This window comes from Pseudomonas sp. WS 5011 (assembly GCF_012985775.1).
Taxonomy (GTDB): Bacteria; Pseudomonadota; Gammaproteobacteria; order Pseudomonadales; family Pseudomonadaceae; genus Aquipseudomonas; species Aquipseudomonas peli.
Map to the genome: position 1 here is coordinate 13,746 of NZ_JAAQXA010000004.1, position 14,144 is coordinate 27,889.

A 14,144-nucleotide genomic window follows, 5' to 3' on the forward strand; every position below is an offset into this window, starting at 1 on the left:
TAGATGCATTGGATAACCTGAGCTTATGTTTGAACGCATCGATGGGGTGTCGCTGGATGTGCTGCGGGTGTTCGAGTCCGCCGCCCGCCAGCTGAGCTTTACCGCCGCCGCCAGCGAGCTGGGCACCAGCCAACCGGCCATCAGCCAGCAGATCAAACGGCTAGAGCAGCAGCTAGCCACGCGGCTGTTCGACCGGGTGTACCGGGGCATTGCCCTGACCGATGCCGGTGAGCTTTTGTTGAGTTATGTGCAGGATGGCCTGCAGAGTCTGGATGCCGGGCTGCTGGCGGTTACCGCGCAACAGCAGCATGAGGTGCTGCAGGTGGCGACTGACTTTGCTTTTGCCGCCTACTGGTTGATGCCGCGCTTGCAGCGCTTCCACCAGTTGCATCCGGAGGTGGATGTCAGCCTGATTACCAGCGAGCGTGATCAGGGCACGTTGCCGGCGGAGATTGATGTGGCGATCAACTTCGGCGACGGGCGCTTCAAGCACGCCGAGGCGCAGCTGATGTTTCGCGAAGAGGTGTTCCCGGTGTGCAGCCCGCAGTTGCTCAAGGGGCAAGCATTGCCTTTGCCAGCGGCTGCACTGGCCAGCCTGCCGTTGCTGCACCTGCGCCCGGAAAATCGTTCGCGCTGGTTCGACTGGGCCGGGCTGTTTCGCGCGTTTGGTCTGCAGCAAACCCCAAGCCCCGGCAGCCTACGTTTCGATAACTACACACTGCTGATTCAGGCGGCCATCGCAGGGCAGGGTGTGGCCATCGGCTGGCGGCATCTGGTCGATGAACTGCTGACGCAGAACCTGCTGTGCCGTGTGGGCGATGAAGTCGCGCATTCGGAGCTGGGCTACTACCTGGTACTGCCCGAGCGTAAACGTCGCCAGCGTTTGACCCAGGTATTTGTCGATTGGCTGCAAGCCGAACTGGCCAAGGGGCCTGGGGTTTAACTAGCCGTGACTCTTAGGCAGTTCGGCGCGCGTGCCGCTCGATAAGGCTTTGCAAGCGATACAGGTAGGCAAAGCCCTGTTCCCAGCGCTGATGCCCGGACGCCACGTTGATATGCCCGACGCCGCTGAGGACCACCGCCTCGCTGCCCCAGTTACGGGCCAGTTCGCCAGCACGCGCAGCGCTGGCGGCGGTGTCGTTGTCCGAGCCGAGCAACAGGCTGGGGAAGGGCAATAAGTGCTGCGGAATCGGCGCAAAGTTCTGTAGCGCTGGCGGGCAGTTGGTCCGTTCGACATCGGCTGGGGCGACCAGCAATGCCGCGCGCACCCGGCGCAGCGACTCCACAGGGGCATGAGCTGCCCAATGCGCCACGGTGATGCAGCCCAGGCTATGGGCAATCAGGATGGTCGGGCGCGGATCGCTGGCGATGCTGCGCTGCAGTTCGGCGACCCAGTCTTCACGTTTAGGGTTTAGCCAGTCGGCCTGTTCCACCCGAGCGCTGTTCGGCAGGCTGCGCTGCCAGTGGCTCTGCCAATGGTCGTCGGCCGATCCTTGCCAGCCCGGCACTATCAGATAGCGGATAGCTTGGTTGCGCATCGTGCGCCCTCCTGCAGATGTGAATGGCTGCAGTGTAGGGAGGGCTTTTGAATATCAAAAAGAATAAGAAATTATTTGCTTATGCCTGAAGCTCTTTTTTCGGTGAGCAGAGGGTGCGACTCTTTATATTCTTAAAAGATATATAAATGTTATTAAATGGTATTTTTAAGAATATAAAAGCCTCTCTACTATCCGCTCCACGCCTACTGACTACGGCTGTTCTTCGCCGCTTATAGGGGCTATTTCATGGAGCATCAACATGACCTCAACCCTGCAGAACCTTGAAGAGCAGTACGACGCCAGCATCCTGCGTGAGATCCAGGCTGCGCTGAATGGCCTGAAGTTCGGCTCGGTGGAAATCACCGTGCACAATGGTCAGGTCGTGCAGATCGAGCGTAAAGAGAAGTTTCGCCCGCACGCTCAGAGCAATACGAGCAGCTAACTGACACACCGAACGCTACACGCCGCAAAGCCCGACCGGACCACCGGAGGGCGTGCAATGAAAAGAGTCGAGCCCGCGCGCACCACGCCGGATAGCCACGGCAGGTGGCGAGAGCATCGACCCATTGAACGCCAACCCCGTATTTGTCCCAGTAGGAGCCGCATCATGTCCATTCGTCATTTCGCCCTCGCTGCCCTGGCTAGCGCCATTTTTGCAGGCCCGGTGGCCGCCGCTGAAACCCTGCTCAACGTGTCTTACGACCCGACCCGCGAGCTGTACAGTGAATTCAACGCTGCGTTCAACAAGCACTGGCAAGCCCAGGGCAATGAAGCTGTGACCATTCAGCAATCCCACGGTGGCTCGGGCAAGCAGGCCCGTGCGGTAATCGATGGCCTGCGTGCTGACGTGGTAACCCTGGCCCTGGCCGGTGATATCGATGAGCTGTACAAGCTCGGCAAGCTGATCCCGGAGAACTGGCAGGAGCGTCTGCCGCAATCGAGCACGCCGTACACCTCGACCATCGTGTTCCTGGTGCGCAAGGGTAACCCGGAAGGCATCAAGGACTGGGATGACCTGGTCAAGCCGGGCGTGGAAGTCATCACCCCGAACCCGAAAACCTCCGGCGGTGCGCGCTGGAACTTCCTCGCCGCCTGGGCCTACGCCCAGCAGAAGTACGGCAGCGAAGCGAAAGCCCAAGAGTTCGTCGAGAAGCTCTACAAGAACGTGCCAGTACTCGACACCGGTGCCCGTGGTTCGACAATCACCTTCGTCAACAACCAGATCGGCGACGTGCTGCTGGCCTGGGAAAACGAAGCCTTCCTGGCATTGAAAGAAGAGGGCGGCGACAACTTCGAAATCGTCGCACCGTCGCTGTCGATTCTGGCCGAGCCGCCGGTGGCTGTAGTCGATGAAAACGTCGACAAGAAGGGCACGCGCAAAGTGGCTGAGGCCTACCTCAACTACCTGTATAGCGATGAAGGTCAGCGTCTGGCCGCCAAGCACTTCTACCGTCCGCGTAACCAGGCCATTGCCGGTGAGTTCGCCAAGCAGTTCCCGGAACTGAAGCTGGTGACCATCGACAAGGACTTCAACGGTTGGAAAACCGCACAGCCGAAGTTCTTCAATGATGGTGGGGTGTTCGATCAGATCTATCAGGCGCAGTGACGCTACTGCGCTCGGTCATACTGCGTTGAAAGCCGGCTCGGGACTGCTCATTTACAGCCCGTAAACTCCGCGTCCCTCGCCGGCTTTATTCGCAGGCGCTCACCCTACGGGCCAGCCTCTGGCTGTTACTCCCGTCGGTCGTTGCGCCTTGTCTGACCTTCGCTCGCAACGCGTCATTAGCTCGTCGCTTAACAAGCACAAGGCCAAACCATGTCTCGTCGTACTTCCCCCGTCATACCCGGCTTCGGGCTGACGCTGGGTTACACCCTGGTGTACCTCAGCCTGTTGGTGCTGATTCCTCTGGGTGCCATGTTTGTTCACGCCGCTCAGCTTACCTGGGCTGAATTCTGGGCGATTATTTCAGCACCGCGGGTACTGGCAGCGCTCAAATTGAGCTTTGCTACTGCCTTCGCGGCCGCCGTGATCAACGGCATTATCGGTACATTACTGGCCTGGACGCTGGTGCGTTACACCTTCCCAGGCCGCAAGGTGATAGAGGCGATGATCGACCTGCCTTTTGCCTTGCCCACCGCCGTTGCCGGTATCGCCCTGACCGCCTTGTATGCCCCGAGCGGCCTGGTTGGTCAGTTTGCTACCGACCTGGGCTTCAAGATTGCCTACACGCCCATCGGCATCACCCTGGCGCTGACCTTTGTCACCCTGCCGTTTGTGGTGCGCACCATCCAGCCGGTGCTGGCTGATATCCCACGCGAGGTCGAAGAGGCTGCGGCCTGCCTCGGTGCCAAACCACTGCAGGTGTTTCGCCATGTGCTGCTGCCAGCGTTGCTGCCAGCTTGGCTTACAGGCTTCTCGCTGGCCTTTGCCCGTGGTGTCGGTGAGTACGGTTCGGTGATCTTTATCGCTGGCAATATGCCGATGAAAACCGAAATTCTGCCGCTGCTGATCATGGTCAAGCTTGACCAGTACGACTACACCGGTGCCACCGCGATTGGCGTGTTGATGCTGGTGGTCTCCTTCATTCTGCTGCTGCTGATCAACCTGCTGCAGCGCCAGATTGCCAAGTCCTGAGGAGGTCGCCATGTCTTCTGTAACCCTAAGCGCGTCAGCCTCGGCCAACGCCGCACGACGCGGCAATGTGTTGGGTCGCCGGCTGCTGATCATCAGCGCCTGGCTGGTGTTTGTGCTGTTCCTCGTGTTGCCGCTGTTTATCGTACTGAGTGAGGCGTTAAAGCACGGCTTTGGCACCTTCTTTGGTGCGATCTTCGAGCCCGACGCGATCAGTGCGCTGAAGCTGACCCTGCTCGCGGTGGGCATTTCGGTGCCGCTCAACCTGGTGTTCGGCGTGGCCGCCGCCTGGTGCGTGAGCAAGTACGAGTTCCGCGGCAAGAGCATTCTGGTCACCCTGATCGACCTGCCGTTCTCTGTATCGCCAGTGATCGCCGGTCTGATCTACGTGCTGCTGTTCGGCGCCCAGGGCTTTTTCGGCCCGTGGCTGCGCGAGCACGATATTCAGATCATCTTCGCCTTACCGGGCATCGTCTTAGCCACGGTGTTTGTCACCGTGCCCTTTGTTGCCCGCGAGCTGATCCCGCTGATGCAGGAGCAGGGCACCCAGGAAGAGGAGGCCGCGCGCCTGCTTGGTGCCAATGGCTGGCAGATGTTCTGGCACGTGACCCTGCCCAATATCAAATGGGGGCTGATCTATGGCGTGGTGCTGTGTACCGCGCGGGCCATGGGCGAGTTCGGCGCGGTGTCGGTGGTCTCCGGGCATATCCGTGGTTACACCAATACGCTGCCGCTGCATGTCGAAATTCTCTACAACGAATACAACCACGTCGCCGCCTTCAGCGTCGCCAGCCTGCTGCTGTTGCTGGCGGTGTTTATCCTGCTGCTCAAGCAGTGGAGCGAGTCCCGTATCAACCGCCTGAAAGCCAGTGCTGGCGAGGAATAAGTCATGTCGATTGCAATCTCTAACGTCAGCAAGAATTTCAATGCGTTCAAAGCGCTGAACGATATCAATCTGAATATCCAGAGTGGCGAACTAGTCGCTTTGCTTGGCCCGTCCGGCTGCGGCAAGACCACGTTGCTGCGCATCATCGCCGGCCTGGAAACGCCGGACAGCGGCAGCATCGAGTTCCACGGCGAAGATGTCTCCAACCACGACGTGCGCGACCGTAACGTCGGTTTCGTGTTCCAGCACTACGCGCTGTTTCGCCATATGACCGTGTTCGACAACGTTGCCTTTGGCCTGCGCATGAAGCCCAAGGGCGAGCGGCCGAACGAGAATGCGATCAAGAAGAAGGTTCACGATCTGCTTGATCTGGTGCAGCTTGACTGGTTGGCGGATCGCTACCCCGAGCAGCTTTCCGGTGGCCAGCGTCAGCGTATCGCCCTGGCCCGTGCCCTGGCGGTAGAGCCGAAAGTGCTGCTGCTTGATGAGCCTTTCGGCGCACTGGATGCCAAGGTGCGTAAAGAGCTGCGCCGCTGGCTGGCGCGCCTGCACGAAGAAGTGCACCTGACCTCGGTATTCGTCACCCATGACCAGGAAGAAGCCATGGAAGTGGCCGACCGCATCGTGGTGATGAACAAGGGTGTGGTCGAGCAGATCGGCTCGCCGGGCGAGGTGTATGAGAAGCCGGCCAGCGATTTCGTCTATCACTTCCTCGGTGATGCCAACCGCTTGTACGTCGGCAACGACACCCACGTGCTGTTCCGCCCGCACGAGATTCACCTCTCGCGCCAAGCCGAAGCAGGCCACCAGGCCGGTGAAGTACGCGACATCCGCCCGCTCGGCGCAATCACCCGCGTAACCCTTAAAGTTGCCGGGCAGAGCGAGCCGATCGAAGCTGAAGTGGCTAAGGATCACCTTAGCCTGGCCAACCTCACTCGCGGTGAAACGCTGTACTTCAAACCCAAGGCGGGACAACCGGTGATTCAGCAGCGCTGAGTTCAGGCTGTAAAACAACAAGGAGCGCATTGCGCTCCTTGTTGTTTTTAACACCTAGGCTGCGGCGCGCAGCAGGTCGTGTTATTTGCGCTGCCACTTACCTTCAAGCTGGATGTATTGCCCAGCCGGGGTCTTGTCGATAGCTTTCTGCCCGGCAATCGCTTCCACATCACTGAGCTGGATGCCGTTCTGCGCTGCCAGCTTCTGGTATTCAGCGCGCCGCGCTTGGTTGATCAACTGGGCGATTTCGGCGGCCTGGCCGCCGTTACTCACTACGCCGAGATAGCCATTGGGCATTTCGCCCAACTGGCCGCTGGCTTTGGCGTCGCTCAGTGCGGACATGGCTTCGTTAAGGTTCAGGGCTACGGCCGGCAGGCTCAGGCTGAGCAGCAGTAACAGGCTGGCAAGGCGCTTATAGATATTCATGTTCGGGCTCCTTAGAACAATCCGCTGGATTCGCTGAACATGCTGTCCAGGGCTTTATCCACCTTGATATAGATTTCGTGCTCGATCTTCACATTGAGGTTGATGTTGATCGGCTCATTGGGCATCGCCAGCTGTACGGTCGGGGTGCAGGCCGTACTGAGCAGCCCTAGTAGCAGGACGGCGAAACAACTACGCAAGCGCATGGCGCTTCTCCTTGGTCATGGCTCTGTCGGGGCCGTTTTGGCATTGCGTTCCAGCATACGCTGTTGCACACGCTGCTTGATGATGTCGCTGACCTTATCGGTCAGTTGCAGGCTGGCCAGCAGGGTCGGAATGTCTTCTTCCAGGTTGATATTGAAGTGGATCGGTCGGCCCTGTTCGATGGCCGGGTTCTGTCCCTCCAGGCGCATGGCCAGAGCCAACTTGCCTTGCTGATCGTAGTTGACCTGGCTGCTCAGGGTCGTAAAGCGAAAATCCTCCAGCGATTGGGTCACCAGCTGCATCGCCGGGTTGCTGCGGCCGAGGGCGCGGATGCGCTCGGAGTGGAACTGCAGTTTGCCGCCCGGTGCGCGTGCGCTGAGTTGGCCTTGTTCGATGGTCACGCCCTGGCTGCTGATCTGCAGCGGCAATTCGCCATCCAGGGTGCCTGTGCCGGCCAGGCCCTCTGTGGGATAGAGGATAAACAGCTGCTCAAGTTCCAGGCCCTGCACCTGCACAGGGAACAGCAGCGGTTCGGCGGCCAGGCTCCATTGTCCGGGTGCCAGTTGCAGCTTACCGCCCATCAGCGCTGCTTCGGCCTGGCGCAGCTGTAGCTGGCCTTGGGTCGGTGTTTGCAGGGCTGCGTTGTAGCGGCCGCTGAGCTGCAGCGGCCCCAGCGGTATGCCGGGGTTGGCCTGGGCCAGGCGCAGCTCGCTCAACTCAAGCTGCAGCTGTTTGGGGTCGATTCGCACATTGATGTGGCTGTCCAGGCCCTCCAGCGCGGTGCGGTCATAAATCCCGCCCAGGCCCTTGCCGGTAAGTTCGAGTTTGACCGTGGGCAGCTGTTGATCGCTGGCGAGGGTCAGGCTGGCATTGGCATTCAGGCGACCGTTATTCAGCTCCAGCAGGGCTGGCCATGCCGTGAAGCTGCCTTTTATGGGGTTGCCGCTGCGCAGAAACAGTTCCGCCAGTTGTGCTTGCAGGGTTAGGCCCTTGGCGCTGCTGTGTTGCGCCTGCAGCTTGAGTTGCAGCCCGGCATCGTTGCGCAGTGTGCCGTTCACCTCCGCTTGCTGTTGGCTGGCATTCACAGGGCCTTGCCAGTACCAGCGCTGGGGTTGCAATTGGCTATGTTGCAGCTGCGCACTGAGGTCGAGCGGGCCTTTTAGTTGCCAGTCGAGCAGTGCGCCTGCCGCCAGTTTTGCCTGCAGTTGCAGCTCACTGCTGCTGGCTTTGAGTTGTTGCGCCTTCAAATCCGCACTGCGCAGATGCTGCAGGTTGAGCTGTGAGCCTTTGCCCAGGGCGAGATCCAGCTGCTGTGCATCCAGAAAAGCGTCGAGTTGCAACTGCGTCTGCAGCGCGCCGATTTCCCAGCCCTCCAGCCGAAATGCTGGGGTGGATGCGCTTAGGCGGCCGTCCAGCAATTGCAAACCCCAGGGCAAGCCATTGGCCAGGGCCAGCGTACCCTGCAGCTCGAATTGGCTGCGCCCTTGGCCCTTTAGCAGCAGTTGCAGGGGCAGGGCGCGCTCAACCAGTTGTGGAGCAAGGTTGTCGGGCGTTTGCGTGGCCTGGATCGTCAGCTGCAGCGCTTCGGGGTACAGCTCTGCCGGTACGCCACTGATAAGGTCATTGGCAATCTGCTGGAGGTTGAGGTCGGCGCTCAGGCTATCGGCCAGCCACTGGCCATCCAACGCCTGGGCGGACACATCGAAGCTGCCCTGCAATTGACCGATAGCGGGAATGGGCCAGGGCTCTGGCAGGTTGGCGCTGGCTTGCAACTGGCCGCTGGCCTGCTGCAGTTGCGCCAGGTTAAGTGGGCCAGGGGCAAGCTGCAGTTGCCAGCTTGCCTTCAGCTGCGCTGCCGCCGGAGCCTCAGGCAGTGTGCCTGCGGCGTTGGGCAGCCATTGGCTGAGCCAGCTTTGCAGCACCGCGCTTTGCTGCAAATCACCGGTGAAATCGCCTTGCCAGAGTTGCCCGGCGGCGCTCTGTTGCAGGCTACTGCTGAGCTGCAATTGCCGTTGCTGATTGATCGTAAGGCTTAGCTGCAGCGCTGCAGTTGTGGCGTCACCCTGTAGTTGCGCATGCCAACTCAGTTGGTCCTGCTGATGTTGCAGGTTGAGCTGTGCATCAAGCTGCGCGGCGTCTTTGCGTAGCAGCAGATCGCCGAGCAGCTGGCAGCGCGTGTCGGCGCAGGGCAGCTCGATCTGCAGCGCATCAATCTGAACGCGTTGCGGCAAGAGGCTGATAACGGCTGTGAGCTGTTCAAGCGGCACCTGAAAATCCGTGCTGTCTTCAGATGCAGGCTCGGCTTGAGAGGGCAGATTTAGTTGCAGGCTGGTGATATGCACCTGCTGCCAGAAGGGCAGCGCCAGGCTAAAGCCGCGCCAGTGCAATTGCACCTGTTGCAGCTGCACTGCGCCGCTGGGGTGCTGCAGGCTGAGCTGGTCAAGCTGGATGCCCTGGGTGGATATTCCCAGGCCCTGCCACTCGAAGTTATCGATCTGCTCGCGTTCGAGCAGACGGCTCAGACTTAGATAGCCGTAAGAACCAAGCAGTACGAGCAGTAGAACCAGGCAACTGATAAGTCGCAGCCAGGTGCGCCGGCTGGGCATAAGCACTGATCCATAGTGGGGGAGTTGCGTGGCAGGACGTTAACCCATGTCTGGCAGGCTGCCAATCACAGGTTATTCTCTTCTGTGTAATTGCAGCATTTAGTGGTAGTTTTGCTGTAAACAGACATTGTGAAAGTAGGAGGCCGTGATGAGCGCATTGATTCGACTGGTTGCCGACGCTGATGCGGTGCTGGCCAAAGCGCTACTCAATACCCGTGAACAGTTGGGGCTGACCCAGCAGGAACTGGCGGACATTATTGGCGTACACCGTACGGCCATCTCGCGCTGGGCTGAGGGTGGCCTGCGCGTGCACAGTAAGACCGGTGAGCTGGCCTTGTTGCTGGTGCGTGTATACCGCTCACTGTTTGCCCTGTTCGGCGGCAACCTGGCGGATATGCAGCATTTTCTGCGCACCGATAACCGCCATCTGGATGCTCCGCCCTTATCTCTGATGATGCAGGTACAGGGGCTGGTGCGGGTCGTCGAATACCTCGACGCGATTCGTGGCAAGGGTTGAGTCGTAACCAGTAAGCGCAGCACCCAACAATAATAAAAGTTAAGGACAACGCCACCATGGATATCTGGCAACGCTGCCAAGGCCCGCAGCAGATCAAACCCTTACGCGGGCGCCTGGTGCGCTTGGTTGAGAGCCAGGCCCAGGTCGCCACGCTGCAACTGGTCGATACCCTTGCCGAACAGGCGCTGCTCGAAGAGCTGCTGGAAACCAGCAAGCCGCCGCTGCCGCAGAGCGCCGAGCCGCTGCATTACCTGCTGAAAACCCTGTTCCGTTATCCGCCGCTGCGCTGGGGCTCGCGCTTTGGTTCTGTGCATGAGCCGAGCCTGTTCTATGGCGCGCTGCGTATCGACACCGCCATGGCCGAGGCGGCGTATTACCGCTTTCTGCTCTGGGATGGTATGAGCATCGCGCCGCCCAGCGGGCGCATCCTTTCCGAGCATTGCACCTTCGAGGCGCGCTATCAGGTTGAGCGCGGTATTCAGTTGCAGCATCCGCCGTTTACGGACTTCCAGGCTGAGCTGAGTCACGCCAGTGTTTATCAACCTTGCCAGGCACTAGGCGCGGCGATGCGCGGATCAGGTGTTGAGGCGTTTGAATACCGGTCGGCGCGCTGTCCGCTGCAAGGCAATAACGTGGCGCTGTTTGTGCCCGCTGCGTTGGTGGAGAAGCGCCCGCGTAATTTGTTGAGCTGGTTATGCGAAACCACCGGCGACTATGTGGCATTCAAGAATGCCCAGGTTCCGGATACTCCCAGAGTCTTTCGTCTCGACGCCTATCAAGTGGAGGGACGCCTGCCACGTCCGGCCTAGACAGGGCGGCTTTTTCAGGGCGTTTTGCCCTGAAAAAGAGCAGTGCGACGGCGTGACGCAGCAACTTGTGCACAATTGCGATGCGCCTTGTCAAGCAAGATGCAGTGCTTGACGTAAACCCTTGATTTTTTTTATTGATTTTATAAGTCAATGAAATATATGGATTTTTTACGCTGGTGAAAAAATCACCAGTTTGACCTTGGGCCCCACGCCATAGGCGCTGAGGACGCTTGCTCCCATGTTATCCACGAAGTTATCCACAGCTTCTGTGGATTAACCCGAGCGCTTGCTCTAGACCGCCAGTCAGCGCTTTTTTGCAAGACTTTACCTGGCTGAAAAAAGGAGTAGAGTTGCGCGCCTTTCCGGCTACCGCTGCTTTTTATGCCTCGCGCAATCACTCGACTACCTATTGCTTCAACCTCGGTTCCTCGCCTGCCCACCCGTGTGGCGCTCTGGCTACTGGACAATCCTCGCCTCGGTCACGCCCCTAGCGTCAAACGCTTTGCTGGTCATCTGCTTAAGCAGCCTGCTTTGCAGGGTGTGGTGCAGGCGCAGAGTCGACTGGGACAAATGCTTTGCCGTGATTGCGGCAACCCGCGTGATCGGCGCATGGGTTTTGAGCTGCTGCGCCAGGCCGCCCGCGCCGGCGATATGGGCGCCCAGCTGGAACTCGGCCAGCTGTATAGCCAGCCGCGCAACAATGAACCGCAACAGGCCCGTCATTGGCTGGAGCTAGCAGCGGGACAGGGTTCGCCAGAGGCGCAGCAACTGCTCAAGCAGCTCTAGAGCCAGTGAACCTCTTCTAAATGTCGGCTCTGCTGGATTAAAGCAGGCTCCGTTGGCAGCAGCCGCTCGGTAAGAATACTGGTTATACTGCCAGTACTTTTCTGCGGAGCTGCTTATGCCCATCGATCTCTCCACCGCACTGGCACCTGCGCTGCTCGGTTTTGCCGCAGCAGCAGTTCCTCTTCTATATATGGCTTGGTCGCTGCAACGCCGCCTGGCCAGTCAGCAGCTGGAATTCAGCCTGCTACAAGAGCGTCTGAATAATGCGCAGCTGGCTCAGACCGGCCTGACGGCGCAGCTGGAAGATTGCCGCGAGGAAGTCGCCGAGATCAGCGAGATCAAGGCCGATCAGCAGGCCGAACTGGCGGCGCTGCGTCGTGAAGCCGACTTGCTGCAACAGGAGCGGCAGGTCGCCCGCGAAGCCGCTCAGGCTTGGGCCAGTCAGCGCGAACAGCAAGAAGCTGAAATCCGCCGCCTGGATGCCCAGCGTGCGGCCCTTAGCGCCGAACTTAAAGAACAGCAGGACAGCCATGAACAGCGCCTGAGCGACCTGCAAGGCTCGCGCGATGAGCTGCGCGCGCAATTTGCTGAGTTGGCCGGGAAGATCTTCGATGAGCGCGAGCAGCGTTTTGCCGAAACCAGTCAGCAGCAGCTCGGCCAGTTGCTCGATCCGCTCAAGGAGCGCATCCAGTCTTTCGAAAAGCGTGTGGAAGAAAGCTATCAGCAGGAAGCCCGCGAGCGCTTTTCCTTGGGTAAAGAGCTGGAGCGTTTGCAACAGCTCAACCAGCGTTTGGGCGATGAGGCGACCAACCTGACCCGCGCCCTCAAGGGTCAGAAAACCCAGGGCAATTGGGGCGAACTGGTGCTGGAGCGCGTGCTGGAGCACGCTGGCCTGGAGAAAGGCCGCGAGTACCAGACCCAGGTCAGCCTGAAGAGTGCCGATGGTGAGCGCTTTCAGCCGGATGTGCTGATTCAGCTGCCAGGCGACAAGCAAGTGGTGGTGGACGCCAAGGTCAGCCTCACTGCGTACCAGCAATATATTGCCGCAGAGGACGACGCCAGCCGACAGCTGTCGCTAAAGCAGCATGTGCTGTCGCTGCGCAGCCATTTGAAAGGCTTATCGCTCAAGGATTACCAGCGTCTGGAAGGCCTGCACAGCCTGGATTTCGTCCTGCTCTTCGTGCCGATCGAAGCCGCCTTCGCCGCAGCATTGCAGGCTGATCCGGGTCTGTTTCAGGAAGCCTTCGATCAGCACATCGTGATCGTTAGCCCGACCACGCTGCTGGCTACCTTGCGGGTGATCGACAGCTTGTGGCGGCAGGAGCGGCAAAGCCAGAACGCCCGCGAAATTGCCGAGCGCGCCGGCGCGCTGTATGACAAGTTCGTCGCCTTTATTCAGGATCTTGATGAAATGGGCGCGCGCCTGCAGCAACTGGATAAAGCCTATGCCGGCGCTCGCAACAAGCTCTGTGAGGGGCGCGGCAATATCATCAGTCGGGTGGAAAACCTCAAGCTGCTCGGCGCCCGCGCCAGCAAGAGCCTGCCTGTTGATCTGCTCGAACAGGCGGCCGGAGTGATGATGCTGGATGAAGCCAGCGAGTAGCGCCCTGTGCCCCTGCAAGCGCCGAACCTGCCCGCAGTGCCGAACTGATAAATGGGACTAAGGATTCCCGTCATATTTGAGGTTTACGCGTTTAGCGGCTCTTGCTTCGCAGTCACTGGATGGTGTGCGGTGAACTCGCGCAGCCATACGGCCAATTGCTGCGGCTCCACCAACAGTTGCCAGTGGCTGGCATTGACCTCGCGTCGCTGCAGCCTGGGTGCCCAGTGCTGCAACTGATCAAACAGTTGCGGCCGCACAAAGCGGTCGCGGGTCGGCACAATCAGCTGCACCGGTACCTGAGTGTGGCGCTGACGCGGCGTGAACAGGCTGCGGATAAAGTTGGCGCGGTACAGTTTGACCCCGTGCACACCGTCCGAGCGTTGACTGCTGCTGATTGGCACATTGCGCAGCCCTTCGACTGTGAGCAACAGCCTTGGCCAAGCGCGGTCCAGGCCCAGGCGCCAGGTCAGCTCGGGCAGCAGTGGGGTGTGGAACATCGCGATATACCAAGAGCTGAGCAACTGGCCGAGCACCTGCAGCAGCGAGCGCGGCGTCTTCTGTTTGAGCTTGTCGCGCATCCAGTGGCCAACATGGTCCAGGCAAGGCCCGGAGATGCTGGTGTAGGAGGCCAGTAATGGTTGAATGCGTGGCTCGGTGACCGCCTCCCAGGCCTGAATCGAGCCCCAGTCATGGGCCACCAGATGCACCGGCTGATCGGGGCTGAGGGCCTTGATCACCGCCTCCAGATCATTCGCCAGTTTCTCTAGGTGATAGCCCAGGCGCTTGCGTGGAATATCCGATGCGCCAAAGCCGCGCACGTCGTAGGCGATGATCTGGTAGTTGCCGGCCAGCTCGCGCACTAGGGGTAGCCAGATTTCGTGGTTGTCCGGGTAGCCGTGCACCAGCAGCAGAGTCGGGCCGTTCGGGTTGCCCCAGCGGTAGGCCGCCAGCTGCACACCATCGCCCTGAATCCAAAGCTGTTCGGCCTGCAGCTCTTTATATGGCAGCACTGCTGGCGCGTTCATACGACCGTCCGATGCAGAGCGAGCGTTAGTGAGTGGCGCTGGGTGATAAAGGCGAGGGCAATGGGCATGCGGCGTCTCCGGATTGTCATGGCTGACCGTTACTTCATTCGATGTCTCGG

At 59.8% G+C, this 14,144-nt stretch carries 15 protein-coding genes; 10 read left to right on the forward strand and 5 right to left on the reverse strand.

What is annotated here, in order from left to right:
• Window positions 1-25: 25 nt before the first annotated feature.
• Window positions 26-943, forward strand: a complete 918-nt coding sequence (locus HBN63_RS05585; RefSeq protein ID WP_170048707.1) for a LysR family transcriptional regulator — start codon at window positions 26-28, stop codon at window positions 941-943.
• 13 nt (window positions 944-956) lie between these two features.
• Here the strand turns inward: HBN63_RS05585 and HBN63_RS05590 are convergent, their stop codons facing one another.
• The gene (locus HBN63_RS05590) at window positions 957-1,538 is read right to left on the reverse strand and encodes an alpha/beta hydrolase (RefSeq protein WP_170048708.1); all 582 of its coding nucleotides are present in this window, start codon (window positions 1,536-1,538) and stop codon (window positions 957-959) included.
• A 259-nt stretch (window positions 1,539-1,797) separates the two neighbouring features.
• Here HBN63_RS05590 and oscA point away from each other — a divergent pair, with 259 nt between their 5' ends.
• The 5 genes from oscA (at window position 1,798) to HBN63_RS05615 (ending at window position 6,052) form a co-directional block, all read left to right on the forward strand.
• A complete protein-coding gene (oscA, locus tag HBN63_RS05595; RefSeq protein WP_170048709.1) occupies window positions 1,798-1,980 on the forward strand; it encodes a sulfur starvation response protein OscA in 183 nt (60 codons plus the stop codon).
• Between the two features lie 165 nt (window positions 1,981-2,145).
• The gene (locus HBN63_RS05600; protein ID WP_170048710.1) at window positions 2,146-3,144 is read left to right on the forward strand and encodes a sulfate ABC transporter substrate-binding protein; all 999 of its coding nucleotides are present in this window, start codon (window positions 2,146-2,148) and stop codon (window positions 3,142-3,144) included.
• A 210-nt stretch (window positions 3,145-3,354) separates the two neighbouring features.
• Entirely contained in the window at window positions 3,355-4,173 is an 819-nt protein-coding gene (cysT, locus tag HBN63_RS05605; protein WP_090252916.1) for a sulfate ABC transporter permease subunit CysT, read from the forward strand.
• A 10-nt stretch (window positions 4,174-4,183) separates the two neighbouring features.
• On the forward strand, window positions 4,184-5,056 hold the full coding sequence (gene cysW, locus HBN63_RS05610; RefSeq protein ID WP_090252919.1) for a sulfate ABC transporter permease subunit CysW: 873 nt from the start codon (window positions 4,184-4,186) through the stop codon (window positions 5,054-5,056).
• A gap of 3 nt (window positions 5,057-5,059) precedes the next feature.
• Window positions 5,060-6,052: a sulfate ABC transporter ATP-binding protein gene (locus tag HBN63_RS05615; RefSeq protein ID WP_170048711.1), complete on the forward strand. Its 993-nt coding sequence runs from the start codon at window positions 5,060-5,062 to the stop codon at window positions 6,050-6,052.
• Window positions 6,053-6,133: 81 nt separating this feature from the next.
• Here HBN63_RS05615 and HBN63_RS05620 read toward each other — a convergent pair whose 3' ends face one another.
• The 3 genes from HBN63_RS05620 to HBN63_RS05630 are packed head-to-tail and all read right to left on the reverse strand — an operon-like array spanning window position 6,134 to window position 9,285.
• Window positions 6,134-6,478 carry a YdbL family protein gene (locus tag HBN63_RS05620; protein ID WP_170048712.1) on the reverse strand — a complete coding sequence of 115 codons (345 nt, stop codon included), beginning with the start codon at window positions 6,476-6,478 and terminating at the stop codon, window positions 6,134-6,136.
• Window positions 6,479-6,489: 11 nt separating this feature from the next.
• Window positions 6,490-6,681, reverse strand: coding sequence for a YnbE family lipoprotein (locus tag HBN63_RS05625; RefSeq protein WP_090252927.1), 192 nt, complete (start codon window positions 6,679-6,681; stop codon window positions 6,490-6,492).
• A 15-nt stretch (window positions 6,682-6,696) separates the two neighbouring features.
• Window positions 6,697-9,285, reverse strand: a complete 2,589-nt coding sequence (locus tag HBN63_RS05630; RefSeq protein ID WP_170048713.1) for a YdbH domain-containing protein — start codon at window positions 9,283-9,285, stop codon at window positions 6,697-6,699.
• 148 nt (window positions 9,286-9,433) lie between these two features.
• Here HBN63_RS05630 and HBN63_RS05635 point away from each other — a divergent pair, with 148 nt between their 5' ends.
• From HBN63_RS05635 to rmuC, 4 genes are all read left to right on the forward strand, one after another.
• On the forward strand, window positions 9,434-9,802 hold the full coding sequence (locus tag HBN63_RS05635; protein WP_170048714.1) for an antitoxin Xre/MbcA/ParS toxin-binding domain-containing protein: 369 nt from the start codon (window positions 9,434-9,436) through the stop codon (window positions 9,800-9,802).
• Between the two features lie 56 nt (window positions 9,803-9,858).
• Window positions 9,859-10,611, forward strand: a complete 753-nt coding sequence (locus tag HBN63_RS05640) for an RES family NAD+ phosphorylase (protein ID WP_170048715.1) — start codon at window positions 9,859-9,861, stop codon at window positions 10,609-10,611.
• A gap of 381 nt (window positions 10,612-10,992) precedes the next feature.
• On the forward strand, window positions 10,993-11,397 hold the full coding sequence (locus HBN63_RS05645; RefSeq protein WP_170048716.1) for an SEL1-like repeat protein: 405 nt from the start codon (window positions 10,993-10,995) through the stop codon (window positions 11,395-11,397).
• 241 nt (window positions 11,398-11,638) lie between these two features.
• Window positions 11,639-13,000, forward strand: coding sequence for a DNA recombination protein RmuC (gene rmuC / locus HBN63_RS05650; RefSeq protein WP_170048890.1), 1,362 nt, complete (start codon window positions 11,639-11,641; stop codon window positions 12,998-13,000).
• 83 nt (window positions 13,001-13,083) lie between these two features.
• On the opposite strand, the gene HBN63_RS05655 is transcribed toward rmuC, so the two are convergent.
• Window positions 13,084-14,025, reverse strand: coding sequence for an alpha/beta fold hydrolase (locus HBN63_RS05655; protein WP_170048717.1), 942 nt, complete (start codon window positions 14,023-14,025; stop codon window positions 13,084-13,086).
• Between the last annotated feature and the right edge of the window lie 119 nt (window positions 14,026-14,144).